Origin of the sequence: Heliobacterium mobile (genome assembly GCF_009720735.1) — a bacterium.
Lineage (GTDB): Bacteria > Bacillota > Desulfitobacteriia > Heliobacteriales > Heliobacteriaceae > Heliobacterium > Heliobacterium mobile.
Map to the genome: position 1 here is coordinate 11,658 of NZ_WNKU01000004.1, position 24,691 is coordinate 36,348.

Genomic DNA, 24,691 nt, shown 5'->3' on the forward strand with positions numbered 1-24,691 from the left:
ACACTATGAAAAAACAACGGCTCACCATCTTTGCCATAGCTACCTTTTTGGCCTTCCATTCGATGCCAGCATATGCGGAGGAAAATACATTCAACATGGAAGAGGCGATCGTCTTAGCCATCAGCCATAGCCGTGATTTGGAAAAATCACAGATCAATATTGCTCGGGCACAAGTCACCTATGATCAAGCCGAAAAGAAGTACGATAACGCGGACTCGCCATCTTCTTTTGATTCCTATGCGGACGCAATGGTGGATCTAGATTTACTCTATCAGAAAAAGCAACTCCTTGAGCAAGCCCAGAATCCCGATACCAACGCCATTGACGCAGTGCAGAATGAAATCGATATTCAAGAACGGAAAGTAGATTCGGCGGAGACAGCCTACCATAATGATCTGCAGGATAAAGAGTCACTGCGAGATAAGATGAATGACGCGAAGGATAATTACGACGATGCGTCCATAGCCAAAGAACAACAAGAGGAAGCATTGAAGTACGATGTCCAAAAGCAATATGCGGCCATCTTACAACAAGAACAGAACATACTCGTGCTCCAGCGAAAACGATATTACCAAAAGAGTTTGCTCGATATTGAAAAGAAACGCCTCGCACTAGGTGGAAGCAGCAAGGATACGGTAGCCCAGTTGGAACAATCGGAATCTGCTGCTGAAAGTTCCCTTGCAGAAGCGCAGCGCAGCCTGACCACACTGAAAGGGGATTTTAATGAACAGTTGGGCCGGGACTATAAGGCGCAACTGAATCTGAAACCTCTTGAGGTGAAACGATTAGACTCGATTCCGACCTTTGACGAACTGGCTCCTATCGTAAAAAAGAATACCGTAAAACTATCCCAGTTGGAGCGCGATATCCAGAAGAAAGAACATGCCGTAAGTGATATCGAATCGGATCGTTGGAATACATCGAAAAGCGCTGACGATCTGGACTACCAAGAAGACCTCCTTCATCTCGATAAAAAGGTGTTACAGGTGGACTTAAAAGAACAAAATTACCAGACCGAGCAGAATATTCGCAAATTGCTTTCCGATCTAGCTTCGAAACAAGAGTCGGAGACCCAATTACAGGACCAAGTGGAGACGGCCCAGCGCCAATATGACGCAGATAAAAAGCGCTATGAACTGGGGTATGCCGCATCCCTGCAAGTCACGAAAAGCGAGCTTGAGCTATTCGAGGCAAAGCAAAAACTGTTTAATAATGAACGAGATATCTTCCTGACGCAACAAGCACTGACCCTTTTGCAAGCAGGAATCGTGGTGAATTAAACAAAACGATCATGATTCCTGTTGAGCCATGAGGTGTAACTGGTCACGGGCTGATAAAATTCATTTTTCACAGTAAAGGGGGAGGGCGGCCTTCTGCGTATCGAAGGCCGCCTTCCCCCTTGAGTATGTAGATCCCTTTGTGCGATCCATACATCTATCATGTGCTTCTCACGTAGCTAGGTTATCTATTGAGGGTTGTTCCCAGTAGGTCCACCAGGTCCCCCGGGTCTTTGACTGCCAGAACCTGCTTGGCCACTCCCTTGCTGACGGTCTGGACGTTGAGAGCCGCTCACTCCACCAAGGAGTTGCACAAACTCAATCGTATCGCCTTTTTTCCAGATACGGATGATCTGGTCCTTTTTAATATCGGTCAGTTGGGCGGACACCGCATCTCGACTGCCCCGTTGCATCGTCGCAAGCGGTGTGCCCACCGGAATGAGGATGGTTTCAGTCTCATCGGTAAAGGTCATCCGTCCCATGCCTGCCGGTCTCTGTCCATTATCTCTTTGGTTGCGATTCTCCCCGTTTTGACCGTTTTGGCTATTCTGACCGGTTTGGTCGTTTTGGCCATTTAGGTTGTTCTGCCTGTTCCGTCTGTTTTGATTATTCTGGTTTTGCCCGTTTCCATTCGCAGTGCCATCGCTGCCGTTGTTGTTCGATGAAGCACCATCCTGATTTTGCTCGATTTTTCCTTTGTACAGAGTGACTTCATTGCCTACGATATCTTTGACTTTGCCAACCAGTTCCGGCTGACGGTCAGGAAGCGTGATGGCGGCACCGTTCGTCGTACCCTCTTTGCCTGATTGGCTCTGTGCCGTCGGATTGGAAGTGGAAGCTCCGTTGCTGTTGCAGCCGGCAACAACGGTCAAGGCGACGAGAAGCGCTGCTACGGAAAGACTTTTCTTCATGCCGCTCATCTTTTGATAAATGATCATTGTTTCCCCTCATTTCGTTGGTGTTGTTCACTCGACACTTGAGCTCGATGATCCAACTTTTATTATCCTAAGCAAATCTTAATATGGTATCAGCAAGATTTTAAGATTTCTTTTAGACAAAGCAGTTCTTGGGTGATTATTGAAAAAGAGACGACAATCACTTTTATGGGCGCCATCGTACTGATATAATCGATATAAAAAGCTCGATGACAATGGGTTAACTATCCTGAAAATTAACCATTTTCATTCCCCTGATGGTGCCGCTCTAGCGGCATGGATGTCTACTTAGCATTTATATAAGATAAAATGAACAAAGATCGAAGTAACGGATGTGATTATATGAACGTAAACGTAAAATCTGACGTAAACAATCGGGCAGGTCAAGGAAGCTCCTTGAGACTGCTCATCAGCACTTCCTTTATTGTGCTGATGATTGCGACGATCGGCGTCATCGCTTTTGTAGTCTTTTCAAACTGGAACTCTTCCATGGTCAACCATATTACGAAGATGGAAACGGAAGCGAATCGGGCGATTTGCGATAAAATTGAAACCGTGGTCTCGCTTCCCTTATATATAAATGCAATGAACGATGACTTGATTCGCGATGGAATCGTCGATATCGATAATAAGCCAAAACGGAATGCCTTTTTTGCCAGGGTAATTCAATCCAACCCTGAGGAGATTTATAGTTTCAGTTATGGTACGGAAAAGGGCGAATATTATGGAGCTCGCAGAAATAAAGACAATGAAATAGAAATCTACCGAAGCGATGCAGAAACCAAGGGAATCTCACGCTATTATCGTCTCACCGAGGACTTTACCGAGGGGGGATTTATCGGAGATTTCGGAAAATTTGATCCAAGGACGAGGGATTGGTACATCATCGCCAAAGAACAAGGGAAGCCGGTCTTTTCTCCGATCTATAAACACTTTATAAAAGACGATTTAGCCCTTTCAGCCGCCTATCCGATCTATAACAAAGCCCATGTCCTTCAAGGCGTCTTAGGGACACACATTACCTTGTCGAAGCTGAACAGCAGCCTCAAAGAGATTGTACACGATCAAGGTGCCGTCGCTTATATTGTAGAAAAAGGCTCGGGAGAGCTGGTAGCCAACTCCGTAGAGGAACGGAATTATGATGTTCTCCCCGGTGGAAAGATCCATAGAAAGACCATCAAGGAGATTGAAAACAAGCCGATCATCGAGGCTTACGAAGAGTACAAAAATAGCTTTAACCAAGAAATTATCGTTGCTAAAGAAAGTGATGTCTTTCGCGTAAATTTTGCTGAATATAAAAAAGATGGTTTAGATTGGCTGATCATCACCGCGATCCCTGAAAGCTTTTATACCGCAGAAATCAATAAAAACATTTACACGGCCCTATGCTTATCGATACTTGGGGTTATACTATCCATCCTCATCCATAGAAAAAGCACCGATTTCATTCTTAAGCCCATTAACGAATTGATCCATGCGGCCGATAAGTTTTCCGAAGGGAATTTATCACAGCGGGCGACGATTTTTCGCAATGATGAAATCGGAAAATTGGCGAAGGCATTCAATCATATGGCGGAAGAATTAGACACCCTGTTCAACAATCTTGAGGACAAAGTCAAAGAGAGAACTCTGGAGTTAGAGAGAGCCCAAGAACAACTGATATTCGCCAAGGAACAGGCAGAAGCGGCAAACCTGGCCAAGAGCCAGTTTCTTGCCAGCATGAGCCACGAGATCAGAACGCCCATGAATGGAGTAGTCGGCTTTCTGCAACTTCTTGAGACGACAGAGTTAAATGGAGAACAAGCAGAATTTATCCAGTTGATGAAGACATCTACAGATAATTTGCTGAACGTGATCAACGATATATTAGATATTTCTAAGATCGAATCAGGTAAGATGGAGATCGAACATATCCCCTTTGACATTCGTGCCATGGTGGAAGCGGCCGTCGTTCTCTTTGAACCGAAAGCGAAAGAAAAAGGCCTCGACCTTAACGTGATGATCAGTTCGGCCATTCCTCACTATGTGGTCGGCGATCCGACGAAATTACGCCAAGTCATCGGCAATATGGTTAGCAATGCCTTGAAATTTACGGAACGGGGCGAAGCCTTTGTTGAGGTGTTGTTACGTCGACAAACAGAAAAGACCGTGGAGATCGCATTTTCCGTGTCGGATACCGGTATCGGGATGTCCGAGCAGGAAATGAACAAGATCTTTGCCCCATTCACCCAGGCCGATTCATCATCTACACGAAAATATGGCGGTACGGGACTTGGTCTCGCCATTTGCAAGAGACTTGTGGAAATGATGGGGGGAGAGATCTCTGTTACCAGTGAAAAAGGGAAAGGGACGACTTTTTATTTCACCGTACAGATGGACAAAGCGGAAGATTCATTGATTCCGGCCCTGCCCGATTATTCAATCCTCAAAGGCAAACGAGTATTGATATTAGATGACCTGACGATAAACCGCTTTATCGCCAGATTATACCTAGAGGAAGTCGGTTGTACCGTTATCGAAGCTCCGAGTTGTTCCGAGGGGCTGAGCACGCTTATCAACGGGGACAACGGGCAGAACTATCATACGATCCTTGTCGATTACAAAATGACTGGAATGTCAGGGTTTGATTTTTCTGAAGCGCTTCAGACTGTTCCTTCTGCACGGGAGATCCCGTTGATACTTGTCACATCGGTTACGACAAATGCGGAGGCGAAGCAAGCCAAAACCAAAGGTTTTACCGGTTACATTTCCAAGCCCTATAAAAGAACGGAATTGCTTGACTGTGTGGCGATGGTGATCGAAGGGAAGCGAGGAAGTAAACCAAAAGAGGATATTTTCGTCACTAGACATACGGCCCAGGAAGCGAAGTATAACCGTAAGCTTAAAATCTTGCTAGTGGAAGATAACGAAGTGAATCAGAAATTTTTTATTAAGCTGTTGAAGCTGAATGGACTTAGCTGTGACGTTGCGGTCGATGGTGCTGAAGCGGTCAAGGCTTGTGCAGATAAGGAGTATGATATCCTGTTCATGGACTGCCAGATGCCGGTCATGGATGGGTATGAAGCGACGCGCCGGATACGAGCTGCCGACGGTGGACAAAGACATACGACGATTATCGCGTTGACCGCCTATGCGATGAAAGATGATAGAGAAAAATGTCTCGAAGCGGGCATGGATGATTATCTAAGTAAACCGGTAAATCTGGACCAAGTTCTGAAAATGTTGAACAAATACGGTAGGAACCTAGGGGAACAAAGTAAAGAAAAGACACTTCGTAATGATTATGCCGAAGCTTTACGTTTTCTGGAGGAAGAATCCGGCATCGATAAGGAGGATGGCGAAGAACTGCTGCGTGACTTTCAGCAACAGTCACTGAAGCTAATTGCAGTGATCAAGGAGCAGCTATCTAGAAATGATCTAGCAGAAGTAAAAGTTCTTTTGCATCAATTGAAAGGCTCCTCAGCCAGCGTAGGGGCGAAAGAGATCGCCAAACACTCCGTAAAGGCAGAGGAGGCCGCAAAAGCTACGGATATACAGAGGCTCAGCCATTTACTAGAAATTCTAGAAGAACGGATCGTCGGTTTTAATTGGGAGAACGACGACTTAGTAAGGAAATAGTAGTAAAAGCTGAAGGGCTACCGTTCGGCATCACAACAGGCGGCTGACCTTTCCGTGCATTTAACGGACATTATCAACAAAAGTAAATTTTTACGGCTAAAAAAACTCGGCTCTTTAGTGGGCTGAGTTTTTTTAGAACATGGAGTGTATTTGTAGACCATTAGGAACCCAGTGGACTGCCGCAGGAAGTACAGAACCGGGCAAGCAAGGTACAGCGTTGATGGCACTTTGGACAGAGCGCTTCTGTTGAGGTTGCAGCAGATTCCAGCAATAGTGAGGTCGTCTCCATCAAAGGATAGGATGCCTGGGTTGGGGGTAATAAGGATATTCCGTTTCCTGAAGTCTGTTGCTGAGGATGCTGGTATTGCATATATTTCGCGTATTGCTTCAATTCAAGAATCCGTTTGGTCATGCGAGGATGGGTAGAGTAAATTTCATTTAAGAATCCGAAAAAAGGCGGGACCTGGAGTTCTTGCTTTTCAAAAGCGCTGATATTTGTATCGCGGGCCAAAACGCGACTGCCTAAACAGAGACTGATGAGAGCGTTGCATGCATCCCCCGTATTCTTGGTTAACACCATTCCGACTCGGTCAGCACTCAGTTCACAAGCCCGGGAATAGGCGCCACCTAAAAAAGGAACTGCCATGGCTGGAGATAAAAAGAGCGTTCGCCAGATGCTGATATGGCCCAATCGATGATGTGCCAGTTCATGACCGATGATCATCGTTAGCTCTCCCCAGGCGTTTCGGTCGAGGCAGAGATCGACCAGATCGCCATAGAGAAGTACGTAACGTCCGGACAAAACTCGGATCGCCAGAGCGTTTAGAGCACCTTGGCCGTTTACGATAAACACGTCAGGAACGGACGTAAGACCGAGCGCTTTAGCCGTTTCCTCAATAATACGATGGATTTCAGGAAACTGATCGCGGCCGACTTTTACGGCATTGCCGAACAGTTGAGCCTTTAAGTACAGGCCAACGATCCAGGAAACTAGCATCATAGGGATGAGTACCGCCCAGGCAAACCAAATCAGTATTAACCAGAGCAGTCCGCTGATCCCATAACCGAGATATAGGTAGGTCTTTTCTTTATCATGACGCAGAGTGTCCACGTTTAACATGAAGTGCCCCTCACCTTCTGTGCATAGATTCCGGAAGTAAGTGGTAGTTCCATTCTTATTTCATGCCTGTACCGCTTATGATTGAACGGTTATGAAAACACCGAAAAAGGTCGTACCGGAAATTAAACCGGTACGACCTTTTTCATAAGCTTCTGCAGAGTGAGAGCTTATAGAAGAGCCCAACAACAAAGTGCCTAGTTTTGCTTTTTGATAACCGTTATAGTTTCTTTCCAGATGACTCCTATTTAAATAGAGCCAAGTGGAACTAATTACCTCCAATATTGTAATCGTACAACTCGTAATAAGCCATATAACCATACGTAGACTGAAGTGATGCAATAAACTTGTAAAATGGAGGGATGACGTTGGTAGAACGGCGAATCTGTCCCAAATGTGGGGAGCCCCTTTTACAGAGCGATCTTTTTTGTGGTAACTGTGGCTCAAAACAGACCGTTGCTTTGGAAACGGAACAGACACAGACGCAGGCTCAAGGAGGAATAACGTCTTTCGGACAACAGGCAGCGATAAAGCTGGACAGCAAGGCAGGTATACTCGCAATTGTAGGCGCTGTCATGGTCGTAGTCCTTCTGGTGTCGGCGGCAGGCTATTACACTTGGAAGCTCTTACAACAAGACAAAGAGATGATGGTCAAGAGAGGTAACGTTCTTCAGCAAGTCAGTTTACAGAACGAAACGTTGGCCCAAATTGCGGAAGATAATGTAGTCCCGGCGAAAAAAGCTTTGATTCATGAACGCTTGACAAGCCTTCACACGAGTATGGATAACTTTTTAGGACAAGGAAAACTATTCTTTGATGCCAAGAACGAGTCCGAAGATTTTCGTCAGTTTGAGCTTTATATACAAAAGGAAAAAAGACTGATTGAAGAAACAGAAAAAGTGCTGCAGGCGACCGACTATGATGACGCCTTATCGTCCAATGGAGAAGCCCTGAGGTTGATAGACGAAGTTAAGACGCAAGCGGGGATCTTGAATCAGTCCTATTCTTTTGACAGAGAGGCGGGTATATCCCGGTTAAGGGAAGAATTACAGAAGAATGTTCAGGTGCTAGCCCCAAAACGAGTAGAGCCAAAAAATCCGGGAAAACAGGAAAATCTTAATTCGAGTGAGGAATCAAATGATCGGCAGTCAGTAACCATCATCCATCAATACGGCAATCCATCGAGCATGCCGGGCCGCTATCCTTGGACCGTCTACCGCGCCGTGACCTACGACGACCTCAATGGGATGTCCAAAGAGGAACTGGACATCATGCGCAACGAAATCTACGCCCGCCATGGCTGGATTTTTGAACTGGCTAAATTTCGAAATTATTTCGGCCAGCAGCCATGGTATCAGCCAGGGGGAAGGTTTAGCCAGCGGCAGCAAGTGAATGAAGCGGTGTCAAATTCCTTGACGCCCTTGGAAAAAGCAAATGCCGAAAAGATTCTGGAGTACCAGAAAGCGAAGGGACAATGGTGATGGCAAAGGGAAGAAGACTCCTTGCTCTTCTGATGGCAGTGCTCATTTGCGGAGCTGTTGGGATCAGCGGCTGTAATGAAAAAGACGATAAAAATGTTAAAAATGAAAAAGCCCTGCATGATGAAGCCAATCTATCCTCATCAAAAAGTGAAAGTGCGGTTAGAGAACAAGCAAAGACGGTCCTGTGCATCGATCCCGGTCATCCTTCCGATGGGGACGACGGGTTGACGGTGCAACATGGACTTCGCGAGGCAGATGTTACCCTCCAAGTGGGCCAACGACTGGCATCGATTCTAGAAAAGAAATACGGTTTCCAGGTGATCTTGACCCGCCAAGATAAGGAGACGATCGTATCGAATCAAGCCAGAGCGAGGAAAGCCAATGAAGCTCAAGCCGCACTATTTTTCCGGCTCCATTGTGACTCCGAGCCCTCCGAGAAAAGAACAGGCTTTGCGGTGTATTATCCGGATCGTCAAGGGACGGTCGACGGTGTGACCGGCCCGTCAACAGTTGTAATAGAAAAGAGCCGTGTAGCTGCCGAAGCGATTCACCAAGAACTCGCCGAGGGGATGGGTGAACAGTTAAAAGACAACGGGGTTCGTACGGATGCCCAGACCTATATCGGGGGTAAGCAAGGGGCGCTGACGGGATCCATCTACAGTCAAGTGCCTGTAGCCTTGGTGGAGATGGTTTTTCTGAGCAATCAAAGGGATGCACAGTTTATCGGTAGTCCGGAAGGGCAAGAAAGAATGGCCGATAGCTTGGCGAAGGGTATTGTAAAGTTTCTAAAAACGAATTGATTTGATAACAAAGAAAAAAGACGACAACTCTTTTCCCAATGACCGGGATCGAGTTGTCGTCTATTTTTTATCCTGTTTTATTCCAAACTTGTTATCTATACATATCGCCAGCATGCACAAGAATGTGAACTTAAAAACAATTTTGCATACAACAAATTGTTTTATATCTATTAATGTACAAACAAAACCGATCTATTTTTCATAACATGGTATAAAAAAGTTCTAATTCGCCAATAGAAAGGGTGTATGCGGTGCATTTTAGTCTTAAAAGGATTGGTAACGTAAAGACATTGCGGATAAGAGTATTGCTAATATCCTTGGCTATCGCTTTAATCCCCCTGTTCGTCAGCAGTATATATCAGATCAACAGTTACCGAGATGAAGTAACATCACTGATTATAAATCGCCAAAAAGAAGTTGCTGAAGACAAAGCGGAAGAGTTAGATCTATGGCTTAGACACAGAGTCGATGAATTGGCCAAAATATCTAACGTCTACCCTGAGTTAAAGAGCGCCACTATCAATGATGTTGTTCCAATTTTACAGAAGATTCAACGCCAATATGATGGTATCGAAAGGGTCGTATTCGCAGATAAAACGGGTAATTCCATCAATGACCAGCAACAAAAAATCAACTTAACTGATAGAACCTATTTTAAGCAAGCACAGCAATCGGATTCAATTGTAGTCAGTGACATTATCACCAGCAAGACAACAGGAAACAAAAATGTGGCCTTTGTCCTACCGTTAAAAAATGAAGCAGGGCAGTTTATTGGTATCTTTGGGCTGATGTATAACGCGTCGGGGATTGAAACGATCGTTAAGGACATCAGGGTAGGAGAAACGGGGTACGGTTATTTAGTTTCTAAGGACAGAGTATTCTTAGTTCACCCGGATGCTGAGAAGGTTGGGAAAATGTTTGAAGAACTCAACCCCAGTCAGTTAAGTCTTTTTCAAGAGACGGTGTTCAAAAAAGATAACGGGGAAGTAGAATATGTAGCTTCAGATCAAACAGAGAGGATCGGTTTTTATCAAAAAGTGCCCTTAACCAATTGGAAACTAGTCGTCACTGGCAAGAAAAATGAGCTCTTTGGAGGGATTGAAGCTTCGGTGATCACGACGGCGGAACTCGTTGCGGTTACCATCATCATCATCGTTATCGTTGCTGTGTTTGCGGCTAGGGGTTTTACGAGACCGATAGAGAAAATCAACCACCTCCTGAGCCAAACTCGAAATCTCGACTTGACTTACGATCCATCGACGGACCGGGAACTGAACTCGTTTTCGTATGAATTCAGAAGCATGGCGGATTCGCTGATCAAGACAAGGCAGTTGCTAAGAGATCTATTGAGCGAAATAACAACGACGGCAAATGTCGTCGATAACCACTCTCGAAACTTATCGAAGCTGATCGGTGACACGGCCATCTCTGTCGATGATATTGCTCATGCAACAGACGACCTGGCGAAGGGCGCTTCGGAACAAGCCAAGGACTCGGAGCAAGCCGTCCATAAGCTGAGTGACCTATCTGAGAAAATACGCCTATCGGTGGAAAACTCCGACACCATTCAGAGCGAGATCGAGGGGGTGGGAAAAGCCAACGAGGAGGGGATCAGTGCCATCAGCGATCTAAAGCAGGCAGTCAAAGAAAATGTTGACGCCACATCAAATGTGGGGCTCCAGGTCGATGTGCTGGATAAAAAATCGAAGTCAATTACGGCCATAACCGATATGATCAAATCCATTGCCAGCCAGACGAATCTGTTGGCCTTAAATGCGATGATCGAATCCGCCCGTGCTGGTGAAGCGGGCAGGGGCTTTGCGGTTGTCGCTAAAGAGATCAAGAAACTGGCGGAACAGGTATCGAACCATGCTGAAGAAATTGAAAACACCACGAGCGATATTCACGAAGAAATCACGAAAACCAAAGAGATCATGGAATCGACGAAAGGCGTCATTCTCAGGACGTCTTTGGCCTCAGAGGTTACAGAAGGGAAGTTCGACAAAATCAATGCATCGATCAATCGCATCGTCGGTAAAATAGGCAGTCTATCCAGCAGTATAATGGTCGTCAATGCCGAAAAAGATATCGTAGTTAGTTCTGTTGAAAGCATCTCCGCCATCGCCGAGGAATCGTCAGCATCAACAGAGGAGATCTCCGCATCGCTACAACAACAGGCTAATGTTGTCGATGAGATCGCCAAATCGGCGCAGCAGCTCAGTGAAGTTGCCGATAGGTTGAAGCATACCTTGGAGCAGTTTAGATTGTAACCATTCACGAATAAAAAGTCGCAAAAAAGAAGTCGTACCGGGATTGAAACCGGGACGACTTCTTTTTTGTGAAATTATCGAAAGTCAATTTTAGATCAACGCGATGAGGACCCCGAAAGCGGCCGAATAAACAAGCAGGTTTATCCCAAGAATCATAGCTCCGATCATCGCGATTTCTGACATGTTGCCACTGAGCCGCCCCTTGCGCCAATCCAGGAAAAGTGTAAGCCAGAAGAAGGTGACAAAGAAAAAGATCATGGGCACACCCTGTAACCAAGGTGCCTTATAATAGCCGAAAATCAAACCAGCCGCGATCGACCAGAGCCAACCGTCGAACCATTTTTTTTGGTTCCCTGTTAGCGATAACATCCGTGTTCCCTTCTTTCTTTTTGCGGATAGTAGTCGTTCTCTAAGCGGGGCTACCGTTGAGCCGATAGGACGACCGATTCAAAATCTGCCGACAGAGCGAGCATAACGTTTTTCGCCACTTCCCGTGCCGAACGTGCGTCCTTCGGTGAATTAGCTCCGAATATGTAGTCTTCAAGCTGCTTTTTTTGTGTTTCTACGGACTGGGCCAGTGCTTGAGCCGATTGTATCCTGTAGGAAGCAGGGGACGAGCAAAGATGATCGAGCAAATGGCTGATGCTTTGACTGAACCGGTTGCGCACTTGGCATAAGTCGTCCCGGATCATCTCATCGTCTTGGGCGAGCAGACTGTTGAGTACCGGTGACGGAAACGAACGGGCAGCTCCCAGACTGTAGGCTCTAACGCAGGCTTCTGAGGTTAAAGCGGCTTCTGGCTGCCCATAGCCTTGCAGCGTTTCTTGAAGGTGCTCGAGCAGCACATCAAGCATGTACAGGTCACGCAAGGTTTGACCGCTGTGATCTGTACTGTCTGTTTTCACTGTGGAAGCAGGTTGAGAGAAGTGGTACACGTTTAGGGAAATGGAAATGAACAAGGTAAAGAGGACTACCATCCAGCGATGAGGCAGCTTAGTTTCTGGATTCACCGAATACCCCTCCAAGGGCTTTTGTCTCAGTATATCAGCGTAAGGCCTATAAACAAAGATAGGACAAGGGGTTTAGCTATGCCTGAACAATCAGCAAAAAAGATAGCCTAAAGTTTTATCTATAGGCATAAATCAATAGATGGAGATATCGTGTTAGCATCAGGGCTTCTTTCTAGAGCGACTAACTATCATGCAGATTCACTCACTATTCTATGTTCCGAGAAAGGACAAGTTGATTCGAATGAGGGAGGATGTAGAAAAGCTTATGGAACTTGAAAGAGAACAGGCGGAAAGGCTAGAAAAGGAAGAGAACAACCGCATCGTGGTTAGATACCTTTGCGGGGGCTATAAACGCAAGGTCATTTTCAACGGCCGCTGGTTGATTCGGGACGTCGAAGGAGAAGGGGATGTAAATACGCTCTACTCAGTAGCCCTTACGACTAAAGAGCAGTTGTTTGTACTCATCGTCAACAGAGAGACAAATGAAGGTGATTATCTCGTTTTCCCGACCTTCGATGAAATGTCCGATTCTGACCAGGTTCCGCCGAATATTTTGGAACTGGTCGCCGGTGAACTTGGAGAAGAGTGCATAGAGTTTTTGGATATCTAGGCCTCTTCCAAACCTTAACCACCACTTTTCTTCCGATAGAACTCGATGCCATCACGTTCGATTTTTGACCGGAGGTCTTCATTATGAATAGTCTTCATATCAATGACATCGATTTTATAAATTCCGGCAGCTTCATCAAGGTCTAAATATAGACTCGGTGATAAATCACCACGGTGATAAATGGCGAAATCAATATCGGATTGCTTTTTGTAATCTCCTCTTGCTCGCGAGCCAAAAATAATGACTTGCTCCACCTCTGGATACTGGGAAAAGATATCAGTCAAGGCGAGAGTGACAGATTCATTCAATCCAAACATGGCGTTCACAGTTTCCTCTCGAGCGTTGTTTTCAAGGTTGTTAGATGCACAAAATAAATCGCTTTAACACGGTAATAAATGGAACGTGCGCTAGACTCATCGTAGGTGTGGCTGGTTAGGTTTCTGTCTTTTAACATAGATATCCAAACCTCGCCATCTTCAATGATTCCTGTAGCGTAAGCTTCTTTAAAAATGTCTCTGGGGAAGCGTAAGTCAGCGCCTCCTTTGTATTCCATGAATGACTTCATCAATTTCCAAGCCATTTCGTAGGTAAACTCAAACCGTTTTATTACTGCGTCATAGAGATATTCAGGGGGATTCTCTACGTTTAAGGCACCTTGCAGTCGTTCCAATGCTTTTTGATAATTGTGTAACTTTTCCTGTACTCGTTCCTCATTCACATTTACTCCTCCAATTATCTTATAAGATACCCATTTGGTAACGAACTTTAGAGATGCATATACTATATTTTACCAAAAACATTGTTTGATTAATAGAATCGTAGGTTAGAAAGAAATGAAAAAAGCTCTGCAAGGCCGAGGCTCTGCAGAGCTTTTTTTAATCTCTAAAGTTGGCATTGGTGACGTTGGTTAGAATCATTGGTTAGAATCGCAGAAGGACTGCCGCGGCGACAGCACTCAACAATGCGACGATGACCATGATATCGACAGCCCCTGGCTTTTCCGTACGGTAATAGGTCCGACCGGGAAGGCCGAAACCTCGCGTTTCCATGGCCATCGCCATCCGTTCGGCCCGCTGCAGCGAGATCATGACTAGGGGAAGAGCCAACGGAAAGATGGTCTTTAATCGAGCCAGCGGTCCGCCGCCAGAAAAGTCATGAGCTCGCGCTTCCTGGGCTTGACCAATCAGTCGAACTTCTTCCAGAAAAGTGGGGATGAAACGAAGTGCTGTGATAAAGAGGAAAGCGTAATCATAGGGGACTTTTAGGTATTCCACCAGCGACAGGACGGTGCTGCGGGCTGGTGTTGTCGTTAGAAAGAGCAAAAAGCTGGTGACGATCACCATCATCCGCAGGGCCATGGAAATGCCGAAGATAATTCCCTGGTCGGTCACGGACAACCCCGGAAGAGAGGGGATGGGCGCGAATAGAACAGTTCCCTCGGGATAGAAGAACACCTGCAAAAGCGCCAGGAAAAAAGCCACCTTGAGAAGCCCTTTCACAGCGGAGAGGATTTCCTGGCTTACCGAGGCCAAGGCGGCAATACCGAGCAGGCTGAAAAAGAGCAAAAGCAGAGGCAGAGGCTGGGAGAGTAACATGCTGATGGTCAGCACGGCTAAGGCAAAGATGAGCTTGGTCAAGGCATGGAGCCGGTGAACGGGTGAGCCGGTGGGAATATATTCGATACTCACTGACATGCGGCTGCACCCCCCGAGCAGTTCTCCTTAAATGAATCTCTGGCAGTAATCTGAGACGAACGCCGGGCGATGGATGCGGCAAGTGCCTCCACCGTTCCTGCGTCGCTGTGGATGCCGAAGGCGGCCAAACGCTGTTCTAACTCAGCCGTCGGCGGCAGACGCAGTCCGGCACTCGTAAGGGCCTGCTCTTGTCGAAAGAGTTCTCGCGGTGGAGAGTCGATGACTAGTTTTCCGTCATCGATCAGTAAAACGCGGCAAGCATGTTCCTGCACCAGTTCCATATCATGAGTGATGAAAATAATCGTGTGGCCACGGCGGTTTAATTCCTGCAAGATCGCCATGATCTGTTCAGATTCTTGGTAGTCTTGGCCGCTTGTCGGCTCATCAAGGATGATCACGGCTGTTTCCATGGCGAGCACCGATGCTAGGGCGGCTCGTTTACGCTGCCCACGGCTGAGTTCTCCAGGGTCTCGATCCCGATAGTCAGTCAGATCGACGGCCTTGAGAGCACTGTCCACCCGGGTGGTTAGTTCATCGCCCCGCAAACCGAGGTTACGGGGCCCGAAAGCGATCTCGTCAAAAAGGCGTTCATGGAAGATCTGATGATCGGGGTTTTGAAAAACGTAGCCTACGGTACGAGCCAATTGGGCTACGGGAAGTTTCGCTGTGTCTTGGCCATCGAGAAGAACCGTACCGGTTGTCGGCCGCAAGAGGCCGTTAAAATGCTTTGTCAAGGTGGTCTTGCCGGCACCGTTACGACCGACGACGGCGATCATCTCACCGGCATCGATAGTGAGAGCGATTCCTTTGAGGGCTTCTCCGCCGGAGCGGTATATATGTTTTAACTGCCGAACCTCAATCAAGGGCCGGCCTGTCAACTTTGCTGGCATTGTTTGTCCTCCCTGGTGGATAGAGCAACTTGCGGTTACAGCAACTGGCGGCTCAGCGTAAAGGCCTCTTCAACCGTTAACGGAATCGGGGGTGCGTCCGGTGAATCGAGCGGCGGAAGCACTCCAGCTTGAACAAGCGCATGGGCCAGTCGGGCCGGAGCAGGCAGTTCCACACCGAGTTTTGCAAAGATATAGGGGTGCATAAACACTTTACGGGGCGGACCCTGCAGGGCGATGCGGCCCTTTTCCAGCAGGACGAGCCGGTCACAGAGGGGGGCCAGGAGGGTCACTTTCTGTTCGGCGATAATGATCGTAATTCCGTGATTTTTGTTTAGTTCGAACAGCACCTTCAGGACAGCTTCGGTTCCGTCGGGGTCCAGTTCTGAGGTGGGCTCGTCCAGGACCAGAATCTTTGGAGCCAGGGCCAAGACCGCTGCGATAGCCACCCGTTGCTTTTGCCCACCCGATAAGCTGCTGGTGGCGCGGTGACGCAAATGGGAGATGCCGCAATCAGCCAAAGCTTTGGCGATACGGTCATCCATTTGGGCGGGGTCAACGCCCGTATTTTCTAAGCCGAAAGCGATCTCTTCCTCTACTATAGGGGAAACAATCTGCCCTTCGGGATCATCGAAGACGCTGCCGATAAAACGAGCCAGTTGCGGGGCGCTTACACGGGCCACTGGGACTCGTCCGGAGGGAGTGGCCCTATCTAGCCAGACATTCCCCTGTAAGGTCCCCGGTTGGAAGTGAGGGATGACGCCATTGATGCAGCGCAGCAAAGTGCTTTTCCCGGCACCTGTAGCTCCAGTGATGACGATAAACTCACCCGCTTCAATGGTGAGATTGACTTCATACAGGGCTGGGGACGAACAATCGGGGTAGGAGAAGGTCAGATTTTCTATCGTTATCGATGGCAACGGGGATACCTCCCAGGCCTGTCAGGCGTAGATTATTCACTTTTCCCTATTCGGGAGTTCATCAGATAGGGAGACACGCTTAGGTTTCTACAGAGAAGCCCAAGTCCTGTAGGCTGTCGTACAAGTGATCAGGTAAGGAATTGTTTATGATGGTCTACAGGCGAAGCAGCTTTTTCGCCGGCAGGTAAATCGCTTGGGCGATGACAGCGTTGAACAGGGTGACCGGAAGTACGACGCCGACCAAGGCTCCTTGAGCTACCGCCACGGGAAGATTCAAGGCGAATTTGTTGATCAGTACATAGAGGCCGCCGCTGACGAGTGTACCGATGACGGTGGCGACGAGCGGTTTGAGGGAGAAGCGGCCTAGGGCCAAGTCGGACAGTGTAGCGACGATAAACGCGCAAGCCATGGCGCCGGCAGGTTCCGTGATCAGGTTTATGTAGGGAATGGGGGATTTCGAAGAGACCATGCTGACAGCGCCGCCGACGATACCGATAGCCAGGGCTTCACCGAGTTTCGGCCGAATCAGGACGATGGCGAGGCAGTACATGGCGATCACAAAGTTCGGGGTGATCCCGAAGATGGCCGGTGAAACCATGCGCAACACGGCGCCGATGGCGATCAACATCGCTACGACAGCTAACTGCTTGCTGCGGCCGGCGGTACGATGTCCAGCAGTGAGGGCCTCTTCTTGAAGCAAAATCGGTTGATGATCTTTATTCATGTTCAATTTCTCCTCCATAGGTTTTCTCTGTTCAAAAAATGTATTTGCCCAGCAAAATTAAAAAACCAGACCGAAATTGGCCTGGTTTGAGTGGGCAACATAAAATATAGATCCGAAAATCCGAAGAATGCCGGAAACTTCTCGGCTCAGCTCAACTCGGCTCAACTCCTCTCTTATGTAGTTTTCACTCATACTCTACTCTGCTCATCTCGAACTGACCTCTGTCAGCCCGTCTCCGCATCCTTCAAGGAGGATGATTGCTGTTACTATACCATACTAGTTGAAATGAGACAATGGGTATTTTCGCAAGACGATATGGAAGGTGACAAATAATCGTCGACGTTGGGAATGTAAAGCAACGACAGTTCTTCCGTTCTCAAATGGATAGCCAGCGAAGTGAAAACATCACCGCCATGCCCAGCCCCAAAGTGGCGGTCACATTGCGTGTTTTATAAGCGACGAGGGCAGCGACGAGCCCCGCCAAGAGATAGTGATTTTGTAGAGAAATGTCCAGCCTGCTCTGGGGGAGCAGCAAGGCCGGCACGATGAGGATGGTCAAGACGGATGTAGGTACATATTTGAGCCATTTTTCCATCCAGGGAGGCATGAAGCGAATCAGCCCCAAAGAACTGATTCGGGTCATGTAGGTGACGGCAGTCATGCCGAGAATGAGCCAGAGAATGTCACTGCGCACCGCCTTTTCCCCCTTCCAGATAGGCGCCGACGGCGCTGGCCGCTAAACAGGCGATGATGATGTACCATTTCCCCGGCAACAGGAGCGCTCCTGCAACGGCTAGCACGGCGGCGATGGCGCAGACGATTTGTTGGATGCGGTCCTCCATCAAACGGGGGATCAAGAGGACCATGAAGGTGGCCGGCATGGCGAAATCGAGGCCCCAAGCCAGCGGATCCGGGAAATAGCTGCCCAAATAAGCGCCAACTGCCGTCGATACGGCCCAAGTCGTGTATAAAAGTACGCTGGTACCCAGTTGATAGGCGCCGCTGTAATGGCCATTGTGGGTCCGGCTGATCGTGATGGCGTAGGATTCGTCCGTAAGAACGAAAGCTAAGAGCGCTTGTAGCGGTTTGGGCAGCTGCGACATGTATGGCGCCAGGGAAGCGCCCATCAGCAGATGGCGTAAGTTGACCAGCAGCGTGGTAAAGACGATAACGCTCCAACTGGTAATTCCGGCACCTAACATGGATATGGCCACGAACTGAGAGGCACCGGCGAAGACCATGATCGACATCATGATCGTCTCTAAGGGTGTCAGTCCGGCCGTAAGTCCCATGACCCCGCAGGTGATGCCGAAGGGGACAATGCCTAATAGGATGGGTGAAGTGTCTCGAAGAGCGATGCGAAAATCCTCCGTTGATGGCGTAGGAATGATTGCGGCTGAACTTTTTCCCGCTTCCATTAGCGCTGCCCCTCCTTGGAAAATTTCTGATTGGTCCTTATTGTAGAGGGCAGGAAAATCATCGTAAATATCCAATTCACTGATGAAGCGAGTAAATTGGATATTAAAAGGAGTAAACGGAGCAAATGGATGCATCCAATTGTTTTGCTGACGTGAAATTGGATCCTTGTTCGAGGAAGCCACTGTACCGGCAGATTGCCGATATGGTGATTCAGAAAATTCTCCATCACGTTCTGCCGCCCGGTGCCAAACTGCCGCCGGAGCGAGAACTGGCCGATATTTTCGATGTGAGTCGCACGACCGCTATCAATGCCTACCGCTGCCTAGAGCAAGAGGGATGGATAAAAACCCGGGTGGGGAGCGGTACCTATGTGGAGCGACACGCCGTGGCGAATTCAGGAGCGACCAGCGATATACCCTGGACAGAACTTTTTGCCGCCGCGCCGCCGTCGGCCATGTCCACGATCTTACGCGATTTAGTGTCGGCACGAATGGACCGGGACAATATCTCGTTGGCTGCCGGTATGGCCGATCCGGCGACGTTTCCCATCGAGAGCATGAAGTCTTTGATGGAACAGCATATGGATCAGATGGAAAGGTCCGATTTCGGTCACATCCCGACGGAAGGATACGAACCCCTGCGTCATTCCCTGGTTAAACACCTGGCCGAAAAGGGGATTAAGGCGACAGCCGATCAGGTGATGACCTTTGCCGGTTCTCAAAACGGGCTCTATCTGCTGGCCCGGGTGATGCTGGAACCGGGAGATTATGTCGTTGTGGAAGCGCCCACCTTTATCGGTGCGATTCAGGTCTTTCAAGGGGCCGGAGCTCGCATCTTGACGTTGCCCGTTGGTGAAGTCATGTCCCTGCCACTGCTAGAGGACTACCTCATTCGCTACCGACCGAAGTTTCTGTATATCAATCCCACCTTCCATAACCCTACCGGCCGGGTCATGACGGAACAGGAACGGGTGGACCTGTTGGAACTAGCGGCACGCTATCGCCTGGTGATCGTGGAAGACGACGCCTACGGCGAGTTGCATTTTGGAGAAAAGCCGCCCTTATCGATGAAAGCGAGGGACGGCTACGGCGGGGTAATCTATCTCAATACCTTTTCGAAGATTCTCTTTCCGGGCCTCCGTATGGGTTATGTAGCGGCTGCACCGACACTGATCAGCCGGCTCGCTTTGGAAAAGCAGTATATCGATCTGCACACGAGCAATGTGAGCCAGTGGCTGTTGCATCTGTACTTAGAAAGCGACGAACTGCCGAGTCATCTGGTGAAGGTGCGAAAAGAATATAAACATCGCCGCGACGTGATGGCTAAAGCGTTGCGGCGATATGCAGGGGAGCAGTTGACCTTCCACGTACCTGACGGCGGGTTTTATCTCTGGTGTCAAATCGAAGGGGACGTCCATTCCCGGGATCTATTGCACGAGGCGATCAAATCGGGCGTTTCTTTCGTCCCCGGTGGTGTCTTTTATACGACCCCGGTCGGAGAAAAGGAATTTCGTCTTTGTTTCACGACCCACCCGGAGGAGGTACTTCAAGAGGGGGCGAGACGGCTCGGGGATACGCTTCGACGCATGGCTAGTGGAAAACGATCGTCCTTACATAGCTTTTCAGTTCATCCGATTATTTAGAGCCTCAACAGCACACCTGATTCAAAACACCTGATCAGCGAGTAAGAATTAATGACAAAAAATGCCCCTGCACGTAACCGAATTATTCGGAGACTGCAGGGGCATTCCAATTAAACCATCTTTTCAACCATCTCTCGGAAATAACGGCAGTTCTCAACCAGGTCTGGACCATGGCGGAAGAGGCCGCCGCCGATGAGGAAAGTGACATCTCGTCCGTACACTTGGAGCATGTCCGGGATGGCTTCGAGGCTCATCCCGCCGCCAGGGCAGGGGAAGATCGGTTGGATATGTCCCATCGGTGTTTCGGTTCCTTCGGCGATCCGCCGGCATTCCTCCCGGCTAAAGGAGAAGCGGCCGCCAAAGTTGGGATAAACGACGCCATCGGCTCCGGCGAGGCGAGTGATTTGACCGAAGAGGGCGAAGTGGGAAATGCCGTTTTCGGCAGAGGTAACATAGCTGCCTTGGAAGGCCGGATGGCTGAAGATGGGCAGCGCTAAGCTGTCATCATCGGCCAGTTCCCGCATGGTGTCCAGGCCAGCCAAGGCCGGCGAGATCATGAGCCCTTGAGCGCCCACCTCTTTGGCAAAGCGGGCTCGCTGGAACAACTGATTATAGGGAGCCGTCACGTTGGGAACGTAGATGGCCTTAAAGCCAGTCTCCTGATTGGCTTTGGCTACCGCTTGGGTACAAAGGCGCACCCGCTCTTCGTAAGGGGCGAAGACCTGGTTCGTCAGGCCGTGATCATCTTTGATGATGTCGATGCCACCAAGGGCACACTCGTATGCCATTTTAGCCAACTCGGCGGTGGAAAGACCCATCGGTTTCAGCGCCGTAAACAAGAGTGGACGGTGAGGAACACCGAGCAACTTTCGCAGGCCTTGCCGTCCAAAGCGAGGGCCGCGAAAGGATTTCAGCAGTGATTCGGGAAGGTAAATCTCTTCGACGACAATACCCGGTTTAATACTGATGTTCCCGAAAATCACGTTAAGCAGCTGCGTCAATTCTCCAGAGGCTGTTTCCACGGCATAACTGATAGTGACCCGACAGGAGGCTTGGCTAATAGGCGTTACCGACTCAATACGCCCCACCACATGGTCCCGGATCATGCCGCGAGGCACCAGTTCTTCCGGGAATTCGACAGTCTGCTCGAGGCAAATATCGAGTGCCTTTTTGATGGCCTCTTTTTCTGATCCTACCAGGCGGTAAATGACGGAAAAACGTTCTCCAGAAATCATTACAACGCCTCCGCTTTGGCCAGGCTGTGCACCGGGGCGAGGTAGGTTTGGGCCAGTTCGCTTTCTACGATGCCAAAGCGGTCATCGACGAGGCGCTCCACTTCAGCGATGAGCGCCATGGCGTCGATGCCGTATTCACGCATCAGATAAGGCTTGCTGGCGCCGTGGACGAAGGTGTCTTTTAGGCCGATGCGGACGAGTTTTTTGCCTAACCCGGCTTCGGCCATCACCTCGGCGACGATGGTTCCGAGACCACCGATGATGGAGTGGTTTTCCATCGTGATGACACCGTACTTTGCCTTTGCCGCTGCTTCCAGCACCGAGGGGTCATCGAAGGGTTTTAAGGTCGTCACATGCATATGCTGGATCGAGAGCCCTCGCTTTTGCAGGACCTGCACCGCCCGCATGGCTTCTTCGGTACAGATGCCTGTCGTGAGCAAGGTGATATCGGTGCCTTCTTGGATGACCCGGGCCTTGCCGAACTGCATTTTGTCGGAAGGGTGGAACAGACGGGGAATCTCTCCACGGAGCATGCGCACATAGACGGGGCCGTTGACAGCATGGGCCACGTCAAGTACCGATTCCACATCGGTGGCATCACCGCATTCAAAGATCGTCATGTTGGGCAGGGCGCGCATGACGGCGATGTCTTCAATCGCCTGATGGGTGGCGCCGCCGGGAGTCATGATGCCTGGCAGAAAGCCGAACATCCGAACAGGTACGTTCGGGTAGGCCACAGACATAGCGATCTGATCGAAGGCGCGCCGGTAGATAAAGACGGCAAAGGTATGGATGAAGGGAAAAAAGCCCTCCCGAGCGAGGCCGCCGGCAAAGCTCAGCATGTTCTGTTCAGCGATGCCCATCGAGAGAAACCGGTCGGGGTAGGTATCCCGGAACAGGTCGATTTCGGTGGAGCTCGTCAGATCGGCCGAAAGGACGAGCACCTCCGGCTTATCTTTCGCCCACTGGACGAGGTTTTTGGCGTGTACTTTTGACAATATCTCCATTTCGGTACTCCTCATCGTGTACTTTACAAATCAACTTCACATATCGACGCGATTATCCGCAAAAATCCGCTAAGAAGGCTTGATAGCGGTTTCGTTCGTCCTCGTTGACAAAACGAACATAATGGAGCTTCGGGATTCGCGATTGGAGAATCGGCATTCCGGCACAGGGATCCGTATCGGCGAGAACGACGAGGGGCCGGCCGTCCCGCTCCAGTTCGGCCGGTGCTGCCAAAGCGTCAAGGTCGTGTCCGTTGACCTCAATCACCCGTGCCCCGAAAGAGGCTAGCCGTTCAGCCAGGGGGTCCATATTCATGACGGAACAGATAGGTCCGTCGCATTGTTGCTTATTCACATCGACATAGATGCCCATGTTGTCGAGTTTATGGTGGGACATGGCTTGCAGGGCTTCCCAGTTTTGGCCCGACTGGAGTTCGCCATCCGACATGAATACCCAAACCCGGCCGGTTTCCCCGCGCAGTTTGCGGGCCATGGCGATGCCTGCCGCTTGACTTAAGCCTTGCCCGAGGGAACCGGTCATCACTTCCATGCCCGGAGAGTGTTCGGCACCGATCATCTCAACGGTGCTGCCATCTTTGTTGAACTGGTTCAATCCTTCCGGATCCATGCGGCCCAGTTCGATCAAGGCTGCATAAACGACGAGCGCATACTGGGCCGGTGAAAGGATGAAGCGATCCAAGTGAGGTGCTTTCGGTCCGTTGAAGATAGCACCAGTAAAACTGTTCGGGTTGTTCGGACCGGGCACGCCCGGAAAGGGCGGTGGAACAAGAGGACGCTCGACAGGTCCTACGTTCATCACTTTCAGATATAGTGTGGCGAGCATCTCAGCAGACGAGCAGGCTTGGCTGAGATAGCCGCCGTTGTTTTTGACGGTGTGTTCCAGCACGCGCCGGCGGATGCCTTGCGCCACCCGGCGGACATCATCGTGCCAGGAAGGGCAGTTCGGTTGCGATTGATTGTCCATAAACGCGATAAACTCCTTTTTTATGACGAAATCGTACATCGGTTTTCGGTTGGGGCGATTTATCAGGATAAGTGTATCTCATTTTATGGAGACTGTTAAGCGAAAACAAGCAAAAGGGACATCGCCGCAGTGATGTCCCTTTTGCATCAACTTATTAGTTTGGTGGATAGACGACGACTCGCTCTACGGTACCGTTCTGATGCTCAAATACTAACCAGTAGCTATAACCGGATTGCGGCAAGAACAAGGTGGTGTACTCGACAATATTCTTTTTTGTCGAGGAGTCAAAAGTATCACGCTGGGGAATGCCGTAGCGTTCTTTGACGGTCGAAATCGGATCGCCGATGCGGATACCGCGCTTCGTCATGCCCTCTGATTTCATAACATAATAGGGGAGTCCGCTGGCCTCTTCCGTGTATTCGATGTAATTGCCATCGTTCACGTTCACATCATCTAGAGATAATAGATTTTCTGTAGAGACCCAAACGGTCGGTTCATCGAGAAAAGTCGCATCATAGTAGACGTTCTTGCCCAGAGATTCTGAAATAAAGCGGAGCGGAACCATCAGGCGTCCCTCCATGAGCTGCGGCGGTGGATCGAGATAGACTGTTTTTCCATCAATGTCGGCAGTGGAGCTCCCGGCTGTGAGGTAGATGACCCGGTTGCCCGATTGTATGGTCGCTGTAGACGTGTTCGGGTCCCAATCCACATGGGCACCTAGACGCTCGCTGACAACCCGGATAGGGACGAGTGCACGGTTGTTGACCAACAACGGTGCTACATCGCTTTGAACATAGGTACCGTCAACGATGAGCTTGATGGTATTGGCGAAAACAGGCGAGACGAGGAACAGAAGCATCGCAGCGGTCAGCAGCGCAGCCAATGGCAGGGTCCATCTCTTCATCTTCCCAGGCCCCCTCATGAAATTCATCCAACTCTATTGCATATGAGCCGTCACCGTAGAGGGTGTAGGGACATAGAAAAACAGATCTTGGGTATCCTACCATGAGAAGTTTAGCGGTAAAAAAGCTGGAATCTGTCAGTGTAAGAACCTTGCTATACC

23 protein-coding genes are annotated in these 24,691 nt (G+C 49.2%); 7 read left to right on the plus strand and 16 right to left on the minus strand.

The window, feature by feature from the left end:
• Positions 1-5: 5 nt before the first annotated feature.
• Entirely contained in the window at positions 6-1,280 is a 1,275-nt protein-coding gene (locus GJ688_RS05205) for a TolC family protein (RefSeq protein WP_170291688.1), read from the plus strand.
• A 185-nt stretch (positions 1,281-1,465) separates the two neighbouring features.
• Here the strand turns inward: GJ688_RS05205 and GJ688_RS05210 are convergent, their stop codons facing one another.
• Positions 1,466-2,215 carry a hypothetical protein gene (locus GJ688_RS05210; RefSeq protein ID WP_155475496.1) on the minus strand — a complete coding sequence of 250 codons (750 nt, stop codon included), beginning with the start codon at positions 2,213-2,215 and terminating at the stop codon, positions 1,466-1,468.
• 339 nt (positions 2,216-2,554) lie between these two features.
• Here GJ688_RS05210 and GJ688_RS05215 point away from each other — a divergent pair, with 339 nt between their 5' ends.
• Positions 2,555-5,830 carry a response regulator gene (locus GJ688_RS05215; RefSeq protein ID WP_170291689.1) on the plus strand — a complete coding sequence of 1,092 codons (3,276 nt, stop codon included), beginning with the start codon at positions 2,555-2,557 and terminating at the stop codon, positions 5,828-5,830.
• 160 nt (positions 5,831-5,990) lie between these two features.
• Here the strand turns inward: GJ688_RS05215 and GJ688_RS05220 are convergent, their stop codons facing one another.
• Positions 5,991-6,950 carry a M48 family metalloprotease gene (locus GJ688_RS05220; protein WP_155475498.1) on the minus strand — a complete coding sequence of 320 codons (960 nt, stop codon included), beginning with the start codon at positions 6,948-6,950 and terminating at the stop codon, positions 5,991-5,993.
• A 365-nt stretch (positions 6,951-7,315) separates the two neighbouring features.
• Here GJ688_RS05220 and GJ688_RS20565 point away from each other — a divergent pair, with 365 nt between their 5' ends.
• From GJ688_RS20565 to GJ688_RS05235, 3 genes are all read left to right on the plus strand, one after another.
• Positions 7,316-8,428, plus strand: coding sequence for a YARHG domain-containing protein (locus GJ688_RS20565; protein ID WP_235910797.1), 1,113 nt, complete (start codon positions 7,316-7,318; stop codon positions 8,426-8,428).
• Positions 8,428-9,228, plus strand: coding sequence for an N-acetylmuramoyl-L-alanine amidase family protein (locus GJ688_RS05230; RefSeq protein WP_170291690.1), 801 nt, complete (start codon positions 8,428-8,430; stop codon positions 9,226-9,228). Before GJ688_RS20565 ends, GJ688_RS05230 begins: the two co-directional genes overlap by 1 nt.
• A 317-nt stretch (positions 9,229-9,545) precedes the next feature.
• Positions 9,546-11,498, plus strand: a complete 1,953-nt coding sequence (locus GJ688_RS05235; protein WP_170291691.1) for a methyl-accepting chemotaxis protein — start codon at positions 9,546-9,548, stop codon at positions 11,496-11,498.
• Between the two features lie 90 nt (positions 11,499-11,588).
• Here GJ688_RS05235 and GJ688_RS05240 read toward each other — a convergent pair whose 3' ends face one another.
• Complete coding sequence (locus GJ688_RS05240; protein WP_155475501.1) at positions 11,589-11,867, minus strand: hypothetical protein; 279 nt, start codon at positions 11,865-11,867, stop codon at positions 11,589-11,591.
• 50 nt (positions 11,868-11,917) lie between these two features.
• Positions 11,918-12,508, minus strand: a complete 591-nt coding sequence (locus GJ688_RS05245) for a hypothetical protein (RefSeq protein WP_155475502.1) — start codon at positions 12,506-12,508, stop codon at positions 11,918-11,920.
• Positions 12,509-12,773: 265 nt separating this feature from the next.
• On the opposite strand from GJ688_RS05245, the gene GJ688_RS05250 reads away from it, so the two are divergent.
• Positions 12,774-13,118: a hypothetical protein gene (locus GJ688_RS05250; protein WP_155475503.1), complete on the plus strand. Its 345-nt coding sequence runs from the start codon at positions 12,774-12,776 to the stop codon at positions 13,116-13,118.
• Between the two features lie 14 nt (positions 13,119-13,132).
• On the opposite strand, the gene GJ688_RS05255 is transcribed toward GJ688_RS05250, so the two are convergent.
• The 8 genes from GJ688_RS05255 to GJ688_RS05290 form a co-directional block, all read right to left on the minus strand.
• Positions 13,133-13,435, minus strand: a complete 303-nt coding sequence (locus GJ688_RS05255) for a nucleotidyltransferase domain-containing protein (RefSeq protein WP_155475636.1) — start codon at positions 13,433-13,435, stop codon at positions 13,133-13,135.
• Between the two features lie 5 nt (positions 13,436-13,440).
• Positions 13,441-13,836, minus strand: a complete 396-nt coding sequence (locus GJ688_RS05260) for a nucleotidyltransferase substrate binding protein (RefSeq protein WP_170291692.1) — start codon at positions 13,834-13,836, stop codon at positions 13,441-13,443.
• A gap of 202 nt (positions 13,837-14,038) precedes the next feature.
• Positions 14,039-14,812, minus strand: coding sequence for an energy-coupling factor transporter transmembrane component T family protein (locus GJ688_RS05265; protein ID WP_155475504.1), 774 nt, complete (start codon positions 14,810-14,812; stop codon positions 14,039-14,041).
• Positions 14,803-15,702 carry an energy-coupling factor ABC transporter ATP-binding protein gene (locus tag GJ688_RS05270; RefSeq protein ID WP_155475505.1) on the minus strand — a complete coding sequence of 300 codons (900 nt, stop codon included), beginning with the start codon at positions 15,700-15,702 and terminating at the stop codon, positions 14,803-14,805. Before GJ688_RS05270 ends, GJ688_RS05265 begins: the two co-directional genes overlap by 10 nt.
• A gap of 35 nt (positions 15,703-15,737) precedes the next feature.
• Entirely contained in the window at positions 15,738-16,619 is an 882-nt protein-coding gene (locus GJ688_RS05275; protein WP_155475506.1) for an energy-coupling factor ABC transporter ATP-binding protein, read from the minus strand.
• A 154-nt stretch (positions 16,620-16,773) separates the two neighbouring features.
• Positions 16,774-17,343, minus strand: coding sequence for a tryptophan transporter (locus tag GJ688_RS05280; RefSeq protein WP_155475507.1), 570 nt, complete (start codon positions 17,341-17,343; stop codon positions 16,774-16,776).
• 376 nt (positions 17,344-17,719) lie between these two features.
• Complete coding sequence (locus GJ688_RS05285; RefSeq protein WP_170291693.1) at positions 17,720-18,037, minus strand: AzlD domain-containing protein; 318 nt, start codon at positions 18,035-18,037, stop codon at positions 17,720-17,722.
• The gene (locus tag GJ688_RS05290) at positions 18,027-18,761 is read right to left on the minus strand and encodes an AzlC family ABC transporter permease (protein ID WP_155475508.1); all 735 of its coding nucleotides are present in this window, start codon (positions 18,759-18,761) and stop codon (positions 18,027-18,029) included. Before GJ688_RS05290 ends, GJ688_RS05285 begins: the two co-directional genes overlap by 11 nt.
• A gap of 125 nt (positions 18,762-18,886) precedes the next feature.
• Between GJ688_RS05290 and pdxR the strand changes: the two genes are divergently transcribed.
• Positions 18,887-20,404, plus strand: coding sequence for a MocR-like pyridoxine biosynthesis transcription factor PdxR (gene pdxR, locus GJ688_RS05295; RefSeq protein WP_155475509.1), 1,518 nt, complete (start codon positions 18,887-18,889; stop codon positions 20,402-20,404).
• Positions 20,405-20,514: 110 nt separating this feature from the next.
• On the opposite strand, the gene GJ688_RS05300 is transcribed toward pdxR, so the two are convergent.
• From GJ688_RS05300 to GJ688_RS05315, 4 genes are all read right to left on the minus strand, one after another.
• Positions 20,515-21,639 (minus strand): RuBisCO large subunit C-terminal-like domain-containing protein, encoded by a 1,125-nt coding sequence (locus GJ688_RS05300; protein WP_155475510.1) that lies wholly within the window; start codon positions 21,637-21,639, stop codon positions 20,515-20,517.
• Positions 21,639-22,646: a transketolase family protein gene (locus GJ688_RS05305; RefSeq protein WP_155475511.1), complete on the minus strand. Its 1,008-nt coding sequence runs from the start codon at positions 22,644-22,646 to the stop codon at positions 21,639-21,641. Before GJ688_RS05305 ends, GJ688_RS05300 begins: the two co-directional genes overlap by 1 nt.
• Positions 22,647-22,698: 52 nt before the next feature.
• Positions 22,699-23,628 carry a transketolase gene (locus tag GJ688_RS05310; RefSeq protein ID WP_155475512.1) on the minus strand — a complete coding sequence of 310 codons (930 nt, stop codon included), beginning with the start codon at positions 23,626-23,628 and terminating at the stop codon, positions 22,699-22,701.
• A gap of 154 nt (positions 23,629-23,782) precedes the next feature.
• Positions 23,783-24,532, minus strand: a complete 750-nt coding sequence (locus GJ688_RS05315; RefSeq protein ID WP_170291694.1) for a copper amine oxidase N-terminal domain-containing protein — start codon at positions 24,530-24,532, stop codon at positions 23,783-23,785.
• Positions 24,533-24,691 lie beyond the last annotated feature (159 nt).

What these genes read in the sequence shown, in the direction of transcription:
- GJ688_RS05265 (WP_155475504.1), bottom strand. Translation starts at nt 14,812, where the DNA reads ATGTCAGTGAGTATCGAATATATTCCCACCGGCTCACCCGTTCACCGG.
- GJ688_RS05205 (WP_170291688.1), top strand. Translation starts at nt 6, where the DNA reads ATGAAAAAACAACGGCTCACCATCTTTGCCATAGCTACCTTTTTGGCC.
- GJ688_RS05230 (WP_170291690.1), top strand. Translation starts at nt 8,428, where the DNA reads ATGGCAAAGGGAAGAAGACTCCTTGCTCTTCTGATGGCAGTGCTCATT.
- GJ688_RS05255 (WP_155475636.1), bottom strand. Translation starts at nt 13,435, where the DNA reads ATGTTTGGATTGAATGAATCTGTCACTCTCGCCTTGACTGATATCTTT.
- GJ688_RS05220 (WP_155475498.1), bottom strand. Translation starts at nt 6,950, where the DNA reads ATGTTAAACGTGGACACTCTGCGTCATGATAAAGAAAAGACCTACCTA.
- GJ688_RS05215 (WP_170291689.1), top strand. Translation starts at nt 2,555, where the DNA reads ATGAACGTAAACGTAAAATCTGACGTAAACAATCGGGCAGGTCAAGGA.
- GJ688_RS05210 (WP_155475496.1), bottom strand. Translation starts at nt 2,215, where the DNA reads ATGATCATTTATCAAAAGATGAGCGGCATGAAGAAAAGTCTTTCCGTA.
- GJ688_RS05290 (WP_155475508.1), bottom strand. Translation starts at nt 18,761, where the DNA reads ATGGAAGCGGGAAAAAGTTCAGCCGCAATCATTCCTACGCCATCAACG.
- GJ688_RS05240 (WP_155475501.1), bottom strand. Translation starts at nt 11,867, where the DNA reads ATGTTATCGCTAACAGGGAACCAAAAAAAATGGTTCGACGGTTGGCTC.
- GJ688_RS05305 (WP_155475511.1), bottom strand. Translation starts at nt 22,646, where the DNA reads ATGGAGATATTGTCAAAAGTACACGCCAAAAACCTCGTCCAGTGGGCG.
- pdxR (WP_155475509.1), top strand. Translation starts at nt 18,887, where the DNA reads ATGGATGCATCCAATTGTTTTGCTGACGTGAAATTGGATCCTTGTTCG.
- GJ688_RS05315 (WP_170291694.1), bottom strand. Translation starts at nt 24,532, where the DNA reads ATGAAGAGATGGACCCTGCCATTGGCTGCGCTGCTGACCGCTGCGATG.
- GJ688_RS05250 (WP_155475503.1), top strand. Translation starts at nt 12,774, where the DNA reads ATGGAACTTGAAAGAGAACAGGCGGAAAGGCTAGAAAAGGAAGAGAAC.
- GJ688_RS05300 (WP_155475510.1), bottom strand. Translation starts at nt 21,639, where the DNA reads ATGATTTCTGGAGAACGTTTTTCCGTCATTTACCGCCTGGTAGGATCA.
- GJ688_RS05280 (WP_155475507.1), bottom strand. Translation starts at nt 17,343, where the DNA reads ATGAATAAAGATCATCAACCGATTTTGCTTCAAGAAGAGGCCCTCACT.
- GJ688_RS05270 (WP_155475505.1), bottom strand. Translation starts at nt 15,702, where the DNA reads ATGCCAGCAAAGTTGACAGGCCGGCCCTTGATTGAGGTTCGGCAGTTA.
- GJ688_RS05310 (WP_155475512.1), bottom strand. Translation starts at nt 23,628, where the DNA reads ATGGACAATCAATCGCAACCGAACTGCCCTTCCTGGCACGATGATGTC.